We start from the raw sequence: 12,556 nt of genomic DNA, 5'->3' as shown, positions 1-12,556 counted from the left end.
CTGTCACACGATCTCCTGTTCTATGAACGCCCGAGCCCGTGCCGGGTGCTGGCGGAAGGCCTCACCCGTTTGCTAAAGTTGAGCCACAAAGACTCAAGTTTTTACGCCCGGACATCCGGGCCACCGCCAGCAGAAAGGACCCAGATGGCGAACATGCAGGGCGCCCCTGCCTCGACCGACGAGCAGAAGACCGCACTCCAGCAGTACGGGATCAACCTCACCGAGATCGCCAAGAGCGGCAAACTCGACCCCGTGATCGGGCGTGACGCCGAGATCCGCCGCGTCAGCCAGGTGCTCACCCGCCGAACCAAGAACAACCCCGTACTCATCGGCGAGCCCGGCGTTGGTAAGACCGCCGTCGTCGAAGGGCTTGCGCAGCGCATCGTCGCCGGCGACGTCGCCGACTCGCTGAAGGGCAAGCAGCTCGTCGCGCTCGACCTTTCCGCCCTCGTCGCCGGAGCCATGTACCGCGGCCAGTTCGAGGAGCGCCTCAAGGCCGTGCTCAAAGAGATCAACGACGCCGAGGGCCAGATCATCACCTTCGTCGACGAGTTGCACATCCTGATGGGCGCGGGTGGCGGCGAAGGGTCTGTCGCCGCATCCAACATGCTGAAGCCGATGCTCGCCCGTGGCGAACTCCGCCTAATCGGCGCGACCACGCTCAACGAGTACCGCGAGTTCATCGAAAAAGATGCCGCGCTCGAGCGGCGTTTCCAGCAGGTGTACGTGGGCGAGCCGAGCGTCGAGGACACGGTCGCGATCCTGCGCGGACTCAAGGGGCGCTACGAAGCCCACCACGGTGTCACGATCGAGGATTCCGCGCTGGTCGCTGCCGCATCCCTCTCCAACCGCTACATCACAGCCCGGCAGCTTCCGGACAAGGCGATCGACCTGATCGACGAAGCGGCCAGCCGCCTCAAGATGGAGATCGACTCCGCACCTGTCGAGATCGACACCCTGCAGCGCGTCGTCGAGCGGATGAAACTCGAAGAGTTCGCGCTCGAGAAAGAGAAGGACGACGCGAGCAAGGATCGGCTCGCGCGCCTGCGGGAACGCCTGCGGGACAGCGAAGCCGAACTTGCGGAACTGCAGGAGCGCTGGCGGCTCGAGAAGGCATCCCTCAACCGGGTCGGCGAGCTCCGCTCGCACCTCGAAGACGCGAAGACGAAGCGTGACCTGGCCCTGCGCGACGGGCGCTACCAGGAGGCGTCGAAGATCGAGTACGAGACGATCCCCTCGATCGAGCGCGAACTGGCTGCCGCCGAGCAGGCGGAAGAGCATCCGGAGTACCCGCGCATGGTGAACGAGCAGGTGACCAGCGACGACATCGCCGCGGTCGTCGCCGCCTGGACGGGCATCCCCGTCGACCGGCTCACGCAGGGTGAGACCGAGAAGCTGCTGAATCTCGAGGGCGAACTCGGTCGACGGATCATCGGCCAGAAGCAGGCGGTCAAAGCGGTGGCGGATGCGGTTCGCCGCACCCGCGCAGGCATCTCCGATCCCGATCGCCCCACCGGTTCGTTCCTGTTCCTGGGGCCGACCGGTGTGGGCAAGACCGAGCTGGCCAAAGCGCTTGCGGCGTTCCTGTTCGACGACGAGAAGGCGATGGTGCGCATCGACATGAGCGAGTACGGGGAGAAGTTCTCCGTCTCGCGCCTCGTCGGAGCCCCTCCCGGCTACGTCGGCTACGAGCAGGGCGGTCAGCTGACGGAGGCCGTGCGCCGGCGCCCCTATTCGGTGATCCTCCTCGATGAGGTCGAGAAGGCGCATCCGGAAGTGTTCGATGTGCTGCTGCAGGTGCTCGACGACGGCCGGCTCACCGACGGGCAGGGTCGCACGGTCGACTTCCGCAACGCGATCCTCGTGCTCACCTCGAACCTGGGCAGCCAATTCCTGGTCGACCCGACCCTCACCGAAGCGGAGAAGCACGAGGCCGTGCTGCAGATGGTGCGGCAGTCGTTCAAACCGGAGTTCGTGAACCGCCTCGACGACATCGTGGTGTTCTCGACTCTCACGCAGGAGGAGCTCGGCGAGATCGTCGAGCTGAACATCGACCGGCTGACGCGACGGCTGCAGGACCGCCGTCTGGAGCTCGCCGTGACACCGGATGCGCGCCGCTGGCTCGCCGAACGCGGCTACGACACGATCTATGGTGCGCGTCCGCTCCGCCGGCTCATGCAGCAGGAAATCGACGACCGGCTGGCGACGGAGCTGCTGGCGGGGCAGATCCACGACGGCGACACGGTTCTCGTTGACATGGCTCCGGAGGGCGACCGGCTGACCGTCGCACCCAGCGCCCCCGTGCCCGCCGGCTTCGGCGACGAGGCCGACCTCGAAGAGGGCGTGTAGCCGCGCCCGCGCGGCGCCCGCGCCCCCTCGATCTGCCGAGAGTGCCCGTTGCGGCCGAGTGTGCCCGCTCTGCCTGACGATCTCGACCGCAACGGGCACACTCGCCCGCGCAGAGCGCGTCCGCGACGCGGCGGCCGTCGGCGCCCCAGGTGACACTATTGGCCCCCTGCCCGGGCGGGCAGGGGGCCAATCGCGTCAACTCAATTACGGCGTGGTGAGCCAGCCGTCCTTCGGCGCCTTCGGGCCGTGGCCCTTCGTCGGCACCACAGCGGTCACCGCTCCGGTTGTCGGCGACAGCAGCACCTCGCGGTTCTGCGGCCGGTCGAAGGCGAACAACCCGCCCAGCGAACCCGCCCGGGTGTCGAACGATGCGTCGCCGACCTTGCCGGTTCCCCAGTTCTTCTCGATGAAGCGCAGCACGGAGGCCTGGTCGGTCGGCGTGTGGTCCACGTGGTTCTGCGCCGCGTACGGCGAGATCACGAGCAGCGGCAGGCGCTGGCTTGGGCCACAGCGGTCGGCGAAACCGCCGGCCATCTGCGTGACGCTCGTGCACACGGTCGAGTCGACTGCAGCATCCGCTGAGCCGTTCGTGACGTGCGGCGCCACGTGGTCGTACCATCCATCGGAGTCGTCGTACGAGACGACTACCGCCGTGCTCGCCCACGACTTCGACTTCTGGATCGCGTTGATCTCGTTGACCAGGAACTTCTGCTCATCCAGCGGGTCGGAGTACGCAGCGTGGCCATCCTGTGCCTCCGGCGCCTTCAGGAACGAGACAGCCGGGAGGTTGTTGTTCGCGAGGGCGGTGTCGAACGACGTCAGGTCGTACTGGTGGTTCGCCTGGTCGGTGTGCCCGATGGCTGCGGGCGACGAAGGCGGAAGGTGGTGCGGGTTCGACGTCGACTTGTAGTACTGGAACGGCGAGTGGTGAGGCGAGTAGTCCTTCGGCGTCGATCCGCCGATGTTCGCCGTGGTGCTGTCGCACTTGGCGTAGTCGCCGGACTTGCCATCCCACGCGGTGCTCGGGGTGAAGCCGCCCTGGAACCAGCCCCAGGTCACGTGCTGAGCGTTGAGCAGGTCACCGACGTTCTTGCCCGCCATCCCGACGAGGGCCGAAGTCGACGTGTGGTCGGCGTCGGAGCAGTCGTCGTAGACCGGGTCGGGGTCACCGATCACCGTTCCGACTCCTGCAGCGTTCGGCGAGCTGACCGCGGTCGACGTCGGAAGCACGACGCCGGTCTTCGGGTCGTACGCCGTTGCGCCGTGCGTCTGGCCCGAGATGAGGTTCAGCGCGCCAGGGGTGGACGGCCCGAAGGTCGTGTCCCAGGAGTTATCGCTCATCGCGTAGTTCTGCGCATAGTTCCAGATGCCGGTAACGGTGTTGCCGTCGTAGTAGTCCATGGCGAGGCCGGGCGCAGCGTACAGTCCGGTACAGGTGTCGGTGCTCGTCTTCTGCACGAACATGTCCATCTTGCCTGCGTCCACAGCCTGCTGTTCTGCCGCGTAGCTGTGGTTCTGGTCGCAGGTGAGAGCCTGTGCCGGGCTGAGGCGTTTCGGCGGGTACAGGTTGGGGTTGGTGGTGAGCGTGCCCGAGGTCACGAGGTTGTTCACCGTTGGCGTGCCTTTCGCGGCGGTGAACGTCGTGCCGTCTGTGTTGGCGGCGCTCGGGTAGGTACCGAAGTAGTGGTCGAACGAGACGTTCTCGTCGTAGATGACGACGAGATGCTTGATCGGAGTGGCGGTCTGGCCCGATTTGTCGTGGCCTCCCGGGTACGCCATGGCGGGCGACATTGCGAGTAGTCCTGCGCCGACCAGCGCGGTCACCCCGACCGCGGCGAGACCGGCGCGGCGCAGACTGAACTGTCTGAACACGTTTACCCTCTTCTTCTCTTGTGGATATCCGGCGCGTGTGCGCCGAATCCGTGCGCTCGCCTCCGCATCGTCGCGAAATCAGGCGAGCATGCCCCTGCCGAACCAGTCGGAGGTGTCGCGCACCCCGGGGAGCGCGAAGTAGTACCCGCCGCCGAACGGCGAGATGTAGTCGACGAGCGGTTCGCCTGCGAGCCGCTTCTGCACGGTCACGAACTGCCGCTCGAGGTCCTGGTTGAAGGCCGCGAAGATGAGGCCCATGTTGAGGTTGCCGTTGCTGTCGAGGCCCGAATCATAGTTGTATGCCCGGCGGAGCATACGTTGGTTCGCCGTCGCGTCGGTGCGTGGATTGGCCAGCCGGATGTGCGCATCCATCTGGATCACGTCGCCCGTCGGGTCGTTCTCGTAATGGGGATCGTCGTGTTCGTGTGAAGCGGTCAGCGGTGCCCCGGAGTCGCGGCGGCGGCCGATGATGTTCTCCTGCTCGTGCAGGTTCACGCGGTCCCAGAATTCGACGAGCATGCGGATGACCCGCACCACGTGGTAGCTGCCGCCCGCCACCCAGGCGGGCTCGGCCCCGCCCGCGTGGGTCCAGACCAAAGCGTTCATCTGCTGCGGGTCGTCGACGAGTGGATTGGACGTGCCGTCCTTGAACCCCATCAAGTTGCGTGGTGTCCCGGATGGCCGGGGCGGCGACGTGAAACCGTCCTGCCGCCAGCGCACCTGCATTCCGCCGCGCGTGGCGCGCGTGATCTCCCGGATGGCGTGAATCACCGTGTCGCGGTCGTCGGCGCACACCTGCAACAGCAGGTCGCCGTCGCAGAGGCCGCGCTGCAGTGCGTCGTTGGGAAAGTCTTCCATCGTGCGCAGCCGGGCCGGCCTGGCGGCTGCCAGCCCGTAGCGTGCGTCGAAGAGTGTTGCGCCGACGGAGAGCGTCACGGTCAGCCCGTCGGGCACGACGACCGGTCCGAGGATGCCGGAGTCGCGGGGTGGTGCGGTGATGCCCGGATCGGCGGGAGTGCCGCCTGCGGTGAGAAAGCGCGTCGTCGCCGTGATCGTGCGCAGCAGGTCGGCGAGCTCGGCGCGGTTGGCCGCAGTGGCGTCGAGGGCGACGAATGCTGCAGCCTTCTGCGTAGGGGTGGCGATGCCCTGCTGGTGTTCACCGTGGAACGCGTACGCGGTGCGGGCGGATGCGGCGGATGCGGCCCCTGCGGCACTCGCGGACAGCGCCGGGGCCGCAGCGAGGGCTGCGGGTGCTGCTATGCCGGCGCCGAGGACGGCCCCGAGGAACCCGCGCCGCCCGAGCGCGGTGCCGCGGCCTGAGCCGTTCCCGCCGCCTGGGCCGCTCCCGCTCCCGCTCACGCCGCCTGCGCCGCTCACGCTTCCCGCCTGACGTCGCAGATCGCCGCGACCGGCGCGAGCAGTTCGGCCGTCTCACCCAGTGAGGCGTCCAGCCGTTCGCGCTGCGCCCGCGTCAGGGAGCCGACCGGCGGCCACGACCCGTCGGGCCGGCGCAGCGACTGGACGAGAGCCTGGCTCTGCGCCAGGCCGGCCTTGGTCGCCGCGAGGTTCGCGTAGCGCGGGGCGAGGATTCCGTCGAGCGGCTCGAGGGCGGCGGATGCCCCCTGCAGGTTCGCGCCGATCGTAGCGATGTTCGTGCCGGAGCCCGCATCCGTCGTCCCCTGTAGTTCGAACTGGATGGCGTTCTCGACGATCTCGTGGGCGCGAAGCCCGATGGCGCCCGGGTCGACTTCGGCGTCGGTGAAAGCAGCACCGAGGGCTGCGACCGAGTGGGCGAGGCCCGTGACGGCCTGCTGGACGCTGGCCGCCGCTGCCCCTGACCAGAGCAGCGCCTCGACCCGGTGGAACCCGGTGAGGTGGGGATCGTTCAGGGCCGTGCGGCCGGGTGCCGGCGTTCCGTTGATGGCGGTGTCGAGCCTGCCGAAAGCCCCATAGGCTGCGCCGAGCGTCTCATACGTCAGGTGGGCTGCGAGCCAGGCCGTCTTCGCCGCTGCTGGGTCGCCCTCCGCAACGTCGTCGCTGAGCGACTGGACCTGTGTGCGCAGCACGGGGATGCGCGAAGACACCCACGCTCCGTACGCTTTGGCCACCGGGATGAGGTCGTTGCGGCTGACCGGCACGATGCCGGGCGTCAGGGCGAGCGAAGCCGGGGCGGCGCCGACTGTCACGGAGGGGCCGGCGACGGGGTCGGCATCCGCCGGAAGGCACACGAAGCGGTACCGCCCGGAGCCGAGCACGACCCGCGCCGTGGCGTGCGCGCCCGCGCCGAGGCTCTCCACATCGACGTACACCTTCTTCGAGTCGACCGCCTGCAGATACACCTCGATGCCGGCGACCGTGCCGTTGGTGATGGTGAAGGTCTGCTCGCCCCCGTCGACGCGGGCGGGCGCGGTGTTGCCGGCGGGGGCATCCGTGGTGCTGCCGGTTCCCCATCCGGCACCGCAATGGTCGGGGTCCGCTGCGATGCTGAACGCGTGCGAAGCATGCGCCGCCACCGCCGGTCGCACGGCCAGCGATGTCACGACACCGATGACGACGATGACGCCCAGGGCCGCCCAAAGCAGGGTGAACCCGGAACGCTTCGACATCGTGCGGGACCTCCTCTGCGGACATGTGAGGCGGGGCATCCGGCCGCCTCTGCGATGTTATGAGCGGGGCCGAAGCGCATGCAGCGGGCTTCACCGTCTATTCACCTGCCAGCCATCGCGGAGTCCCCGAACGGGGGTGATCGACTCGTGCGCGCGTAGGCTCGGAGGATGCATGCAACGGTTATTCACGGGGAGCGGGACATCCGCTTCGAAGAGGTTCCCGATCCGGTCCTGTCCACGGGAGGCGACGCGATCGTCCGCGTCGTCGCCGCCTGCGTCTGCGGTTCCGACCTCTGGCCGTACCGCGGTGTGACGCCGACGCACGAGCCGCACCGTATCGGTCACGAGTTCGTCGGCGTCGTCGAAGAAGTCGGCCCTGACGTTACGAAGGTCGCGGTCGGCGACTTCGTGATCGCGCCCTTCTACGACTGCGACAACACCTGCATCAACTGCCGCAACGGCGTCAGCACGTCATGCCAGCACGGCGGATGGTGGGGTTCCGAAGACGAATTCGGCGCCTTCGCGGACGGCGGCCAGGGCGAGAAGGTGCGCGTTCCGCACGCCGACGGCTCGCTCGTCGCGACCCCGGAGTACCCGGCCGAGGAGCTCATCCCGAGCCTGCTTTCGCTCGCCGACGTGATGGGCACCGGACACCACGCTGCGGTTTCGGCGGGAGTGACCGCGGGCAGCAGCGTCGTGGTGGTGGGGGATGGTGCGGTCGGGCTGTGCGCTGTGCTCGCGTCGAAGCGGCTCGGCGCATCCCGCATCATCGCGATGTCGCGCCACGAGGCGCGGCAGGAGCTGGCGCTCGCCTTCGGTGCGACCGACATCGTCGAGGAGCGGGGCGACGCCGGTGTCGCCCGGGTCAAGGCGATGCTCGAGGACATCGGCGCCGACTGCGTGCTCGAATGTGTCGGAACGAAGGAGTCGATGGACCAGGCGATCCGCTCGGCGCGGCCGGGCGGCATGGTCGGCTATGTCGGTGCGCCGAACGGCGGCCCCGAGCTCCCGGTGCGCCGGCTGTTCAACACGAACGTCGGGGTAAACGGCGGCGTCGCGCCGGTGCGCGGCTACGTCGAGGAGCTTCTGGCGGATGTCCTGGCCGGCACGATCGACCCCGGTCGCGTCTTCGACGTTGAGCTTCCGCTCGCCGACGTGGCCGAGGCCTACGCGGCCATGGACGAGCGTCGTGCGATCAAGGTGCTGCTGCGCCCCTGACCCGCGCACACTGAGCGCCGAGCACAGGAAAAGTCACCCCAGTCGTGACGAATGAGGTGACTTTTCCTGTGCCCGCCCTCGAGTTCGGGCTCGCGGGCGGAGCGTCGGGTGGCTGCTAGGCGTTGACCAGGAGAAGGTCGTCGAGGTCGGTGCGGCTTCGCGGCGCGACCTCGCGCTCGCGGAGCGCCTCGGGCAGGTCGTCCGGTTCGCCGAGAACGCCGAGCGCGGTGACCGAGACGGGCGCGAAGCGCTCGTCGATGCCGAAAGCCTCGCGAAGTCCGTCAGCGACGAAGCCGCCCATCTGGTGCGCGTGCAGTCCGTCGTGGTGCGCCTGGATGCTCAGGTGAGCGATCGCCTGGCCGAGGTCGTACTTGGCCCAGGGGCGCTCGTTTCCAGACTCGTCTACCGTCTCGGCGAGTGCGACGATCAGCACGCCGGCCGATCCGGCCCAGGCCTGGTTGAAGCCCATGAGGTTGGCGGTCACCGTGTCGAATTCCGGCGTTCCGCGGCGGGCGACGATGAAGCGCCACGGCTGCGTGTTGTTCGCCGAGGGAGACCAGCGCGCGGCCTCGAGGGCGGCGGTGAGCTTCAGCTCGTCGACGGGTGCGCTCGCGTCGTAGGCGCGCGGGCTCCAGCGGTCGGCCAGGACGGCCAGAAGCGGGGCGCTGGTGTCAGCGGTGCGGGTGGGGAGTTCTGCGATGGACAATGTGCCTCCTGTGGTCTGAACGGGGATGGCGCCATTGCCTGCATCTCACAACGCATCCAGGGCCCGTTTATTCCATACACATGCATAAGATTCATCCATGCCGGAATTCTCTTCAGCGAAGACCGCCGCCCAGCTCGACGACCTCGCTGACCGGGCGTGGCCGGCACTGGAGACACGTTCCGTCGGGAGCTGGGTGGTCCGCTGGGGCGGCGGTGTGACGAAGCGCGCCAACTCGGTGCTTCCGCGCGGCGAGGTCGACAACCTGGACGATGCGATCACCGAGGTCGAGGAGGTCTACCGCGACCGGGGCCTCACCCCGACGTTCCAGCTGAGCCCTGCGTCCCGCCCCGAAGGCCTGGCCAGGCGTCTGGATGCCCGGGGGTATGTCGAGGACTCCCACACGCTCATCCAGGTCGCTGACGTCGGCCGGGTCGCGGCATCCGCATCGGTCCTCCCTGTCACGGCAGTCGACGGGACCGGTACGGTCAGCGTCTCCGTCGACGGCGCACCGGATGACGACTGGATGGCGCTCTGGTGGAGTGTCGACGGCCGCGGGGGCGACGCCGAGCGCGAGTTCGCACGCCGGATCCTGTCCGGCGCACCGGCCCGCTATGCCTCGATCCGGGATCGCCACGGCGTCGTGGCGACAGCCCGGCTGGCCTTCGTCGACGACTGGGCCGGGCTCTACGCCCTGGCAACACGACCGGATGCGCGGCGCCGCGGTCTGGCCCGTCACCTCATCGCAGCCCTGGCTCGCGAGGCCGCCGACCGGGGTGTCGACCGGATGTGGCTCCAGGTGCTCGCCGGGAACGCATCCGCGATCGCCCTCTATCGCAGTCTCGCATTCGAGACCGTGTCGGGCTACTCGTACTGGACGGCGCCAGACTTCACCGCATGATCGCGCCGAACGGGATCACCCGATCGGAGTGATTCAGGATGGCGGCGACGCGTGGCACAGTGAGTCGTCCCGTTCGATGCGCGAGAGGGTCCTCATGTCCGAATTCGATCCCGATGGACCTGACACTGCGCCGAAGAAACCGCTGTGGAAACGCGGCTGGTTCATCGCGTCCGCGATCGTGATCGCGATTCTCCTGATCGCCGGCGTCACCACCGCGGCGACGGAGATCGCGACCATCGAAGCGCAGACGGCCGCGACCACGCAGACTCCGACGCCGTCTCCGGCACTGCCTCTCGTGACCCCATCCGAGACGCCGTCGGCAACCGTCCCGGCTGAGCCGACACCGGAGCCGACGCCCGTGCCGACGACAGCACCGACAACAGTACCGACGCCCGAGTCGACCCTCACGCCGACTCCCGTGCCGACGGCCGAGCCGAGCCCGGAGTCGTCCGCCGAGCCGACGCCGCCTCCGAGCACCGCCCCGCCGGCCGTCGACCCGGCCCGCTTCAAGTCCGCCGCGGGCAAGCACCTGAACGATTTCGAGAAGGGGCTGAACGCGATGTCGACCGCGATGTCGGAGTTCAACAACCCGCTCGTCGTCGCCAACGCCGCCAGGCTCGCCCTCAATGCCAAGCAGCTGAAGGCGCTCAAGTCGCCGGAGAACATCGCTGAGGAGTGGACCGCGGCCAATGAGGCGTTGACCAGCCTGGTCGCGGAGATGAAGGTCGCCGTCAAGGCGGAGGACTACCCGACGCTGACGAACCTGGTCGAGGCGGGCCATCTGCAGGTGGCCGCCATGCGGGACATCGTCTCGCGCGCCGAGTGACCCCGGCCGTCCGGCCCCGGCGACCTCAGTTGCCGATGACGACCGTGGTGGTCTCGACCGCATTCGGCCCCTTAACCCACGATGACGGGGTGCGCGGGCCCTAGGAGGCCCTCACATCCCGTCATGCGTTCGGGGTATCGCCAAGGATTATTCGGGTTCCGTGCCGACTCTTGAAGCCTACAGAAAAAAGGACCCGTGTAGGTCAAAATGAGGACACGGTTTGTACCCCAGTACGAGTGTCACGTTGACCCTCTTCTGGGTCACGCTGCGAAATTCTCGGAGGATTCGAACCGATCCTCGCAAGAACCTACGCGTGCAGCTCGAACTTCAGTGCCGCGACGAAAGCGTCGATGTCTGCCTCGGTCGTGTCGAACGAGCACATCCACCGCACTTCGTTACGCGCGGCGTCCCAGTCGTAGAAGCGGAAGTGGCCGCGGAGCCTGTCCGCGACTCCGGCCGGGAGCGTGGCGAAGACCGCGTTGGCCTGGGTCGCCTGGCTGAAGCCGACACCGGTGATCTCCCCGCTCGCGACGCCGTCTTCGAGCGCCGTGCGAAGCCGCGCGGCCATGGCGTTCGCGTGCGAAGCGGAGCGCAGCCAGAGCTCGTCGGTCAGCAGGGCGATGAGCTGGGCCGAGATGAAGCGCATCTTCGACGCGAGCTGCATGTTCAGCTTGCGCAGATAGATGAGCCCCTCTGAAGCTTCGGGGTTCAGCACCACGACGGCCTCGCCGTAGAGCATTCCGTTCTTGGTTCCGCCGAAGCTCAGCACGTCGACGCCGGCGTCGCGGGTGAACGCCCGCAGGGGGACACCGAGGGTTGCTGCGGCGTTCGAGATGCGCGCCCCGTCCATGTGGAGCTTCATGCCCAGCCCGTGAACGTGGTCGGCGATCGCCCTGACCTCGTCGACGGAGTACGCGGTGCCCAGCTCGGTGGTCTGCGTGATCGACACGACAAGAGGCTGTGCGCGGTGTTCGTCGCCCCAGCCCCAGGCCTCGCGGTCGATGAGGTCGGGCGTCAGCTTGCCGTCGGGCGTCTCGATCGGCAGCAGCTTGATGCCGGCGACCCGCTCGGGCGCGCCGGCCTCGTCGGTGTTGATGTGTGCGGTCTTCGCGCACACGACAGCGCCCCATCGGGGGATCATCGACTGCAGCCCGACGACGTTGGCGCCGGTGCCGTTGAAGACCGGGAACACCTGGACACCTGCGCCGAAATGCTGTTCGAACACCTCGTGCAGCCGGGCCGTATAGACATCTTCGCCGTACGCGATCTGGTGGCCCTCGTTGGCGGCCGCGAGGGCGTCGAGGATCTCGGGATGCACGCCGGCGTAGTTGTCGGACGCGAATCCGCGCAGGTTCAGGTCATGGAGTTGCAGAGTCACTCGTCTATCCTTGCGTAACTTCGGGGCTCACGGAGTCACGGCATCCGGAGCTGTGAGCAGCTGCCGCACGCCGTTGATTGTGGAGGGATCGGCATCCCAGAGACCGACCACGCGCTCCGCGAGCAGGCCCTCGAGCCCGGCAAGCGCCTTCACCACGAAGATCGCGGCGGCCGCATTCGGCGCCTCCTTGCGGAAACCCTGCGCCACCGCGCGTGTCCACGCGTCTCCCGCCGCCTTGGCAGCCGCGTAGTTCGCACCACCGGCCAACGGATGCTCGACAGCGGTCGCCGAGACGATCGCCAGCCGCCCGGCCGGTGACGCGACGAGGTCGTCGTAGAACACCCGGGTCGTGTTCCGCAGCGTCGTGAATGAGCGCTCGAGGAACTCCCAGTCCTCATCCGTCTGCCCGGGGATACCGCCTCCGCCGCGCCAGCCGCCGACCAGGTGCACCAGCCCGTCGATGGGACCGAACTTCAGGTGGACACGCATCGCCAGTTCCGCCACGGCGGACCGGTCGGCGAGATCGCAGACCCGGGTGTCGACTCCCGAAACCGCCTGTTCGAGGCGCTCCAGGGCATCCGGCCGCGTGCCCACCGCGAGCACCATCGCCCCCGCGGCGACCAGCGCGGACGCGACGGCTTCGCCGCTCGCGCTGGTCGCCCCGGCGATGAGAACCGTGCGGCCACGCACTCCCTCAGCCATC

General features: G+C 68.3%; 10 protein-coding genes. 4 read left to right on the top strand and 6 right to left on the bottom strand.

The features are described from left to right. The first annotated feature begins 144 nt into the window (after positions 1-144). Positions 145-2,349, top strand: a complete 2,205-nt coding sequence (locus ACPPVQ_RS18480; protein ID WP_426516636.1) for an ATP-dependent Clp protease ATP-binding subunit — start codon at positions 145-147, stop codon at positions 2,347-2,349. 204 nt (positions 2,350-2,553) lie between these two features. On the opposite strand, the gene ACPPVQ_RS18475 is transcribed toward ACPPVQ_RS18480, so the two are convergent. From ACPPVQ_RS18475 to ACPPVQ_RS18465, 3 genes are all read right to left on the bottom strand, one after another. Next, positions 2,554-4,221, bottom strand: coding sequence for a phospholipase C (locus ACPPVQ_RS18475; protein ID WP_426516634.1), 1,668 nt, complete (start codon positions 4,219-4,221; stop codon positions 2,554-2,556). A 78-nt stretch (positions 4,222-4,299) separates the two neighbouring features. After that, positions 4,300-5,598, bottom strand: a complete 1,299-nt coding sequence (gene efeB, locus ACPPVQ_RS18470) for an iron uptake transporter deferrochelatase/peroxidase subunit (RefSeq protein ID WP_426516632.1) — start codon at positions 5,596-5,598, stop codon at positions 4,300-4,302. Further along, on the bottom strand, positions 5,595-6,827 hold the full coding sequence (locus tag ACPPVQ_RS18465; RefSeq protein WP_426516630.1) for an imelysin family protein: 1,233 nt from the start codon (positions 6,825-6,827) through the stop codon (positions 5,595-5,597). The genes efeB and ACPPVQ_RS18465 overlap by 4 nt, the downstream gene beginning before the upstream one ends. A gap of 168 nt (positions 6,828-6,995) precedes the next feature. Between ACPPVQ_RS18465 and ACPPVQ_RS18460 the strand changes: the two genes are divergently transcribed. Next, entirely contained in the window at positions 6,996-8,045 is a 1,050-nt protein-coding gene (locus ACPPVQ_RS18460; protein ID WP_426516628.1) for a zinc-dependent alcohol dehydrogenase family protein, read from the top strand. A 115-nt stretch (positions 8,046-8,160) separates the two neighbouring features. Here ACPPVQ_RS18460 and ACPPVQ_RS18455 read toward each other — a convergent pair whose 3' ends face one another. After that, a complete protein-coding gene (locus ACPPVQ_RS18455) occupies positions 8,161-8,751 on the bottom strand; it encodes a nitroreductase family protein (RefSeq protein WP_426516626.1) in 591 nt (196 codons plus the stop codon). Between the two features lie 97 nt (positions 8,752-8,848). On the opposite strand from ACPPVQ_RS18455, the gene ACPPVQ_RS18450 reads away from it, so the two are divergent. Continuing rightward, positions 8,849-9,649 (top strand): GNAT family N-acetyltransferase, encoded by an 801-nt coding sequence (locus tag ACPPVQ_RS18450; protein ID WP_426516624.1) that lies wholly within the window; start codon positions 8,849-8,851, stop codon positions 9,647-9,649. Between the two features lie 94 nt (positions 9,650-9,743). Then, positions 9,744-10,475, top strand: coding sequence for a hypothetical protein (locus tag ACPPVQ_RS18445; RefSeq protein WP_426516622.1), 732 nt, complete (start codon positions 9,744-9,746; stop codon positions 10,473-10,475). Positions 10,476-10,782: 307 nt separating this feature from the next. Here the strand turns inward: ACPPVQ_RS18445 and ACPPVQ_RS18440 are convergent, their stop codons facing one another. Next, complete coding sequence (locus ACPPVQ_RS18440) at positions 10,783-11,853, bottom strand: threonine aldolase family protein (protein WP_426516620.1); 1,071 nt, start codon at positions 11,851-11,853, stop codon at positions 10,783-10,785. 27 nt (positions 11,854-11,880) lie between these two features. Next, positions 11,881-12,555, bottom strand: coding sequence for an SDR family NAD(P)-dependent oxidoreductase (locus tag ACPPVQ_RS18435; RefSeq protein ID WP_426516618.1), 675 nt, complete (start codon positions 12,553-12,555; stop codon positions 11,881-11,883). Position 12,556 lies beyond the last annotated feature (1 nt).

The sequence above is a fragment of the Leifsonia sp. McL0618 genome (assembly GCF_049994905.1).
GTDB lineage: Bacteria > Actinomycetota > Actinomycetes > Actinomycetales > Microbacteriaceae > Diaminobutyricibacter.
The sequence above is the reverse complement of the archived record's forward strand: the minus strand, read 5'-3'. Positions and strand labels throughout refer to the sequence as shown.

What these genes read in the sequence shown, in the direction of transcription:
- ACPPVQ_RS18480 (WP_426516636.1), top strand. Translation starts at nt 145, where the DNA reads ATGGCGAACATGCAGGGCGCCCCTGCCTCGACCGACGAGCAGAAGACC.
- ACPPVQ_RS18465 (WP_426516630.1), bottom strand. Translation starts at nt 6,827, where the DNA reads ATGTCGAAGCGTTCCGGGTTCACCCTGCTTTGGGCGGCCCTGGGCGTC.
- ACPPVQ_RS18460 (WP_426516628.1), top strand. Translation starts at nt 6,996, where the DNA reads ATGCATGCAACGGTTATTCACGGGGAGCGGGACATCCGCTTCGAAGAG.
- ACPPVQ_RS18450 (WP_426516624.1), top strand. Translation starts at nt 8,849, where the DNA reads ATGCCGGAATTCTCTTCAGCGAAGACCGCCGCCCAGCTCGACGACCTC.
- ACPPVQ_RS18445 (WP_426516622.1), top strand. Translation starts at nt 9,744, where the DNA reads ATGTCCGAATTCGATCCCGATGGACCTGACACTGCGCCGAAGAAACCG.
- ACPPVQ_RS18435 (WP_426516618.1), bottom strand. Translation starts at nt 12,555, where the DNA reads ATGGCTGAGGGAGTGCGTGGCCGCACGGTTCTCATCGCCGGGGCGACC.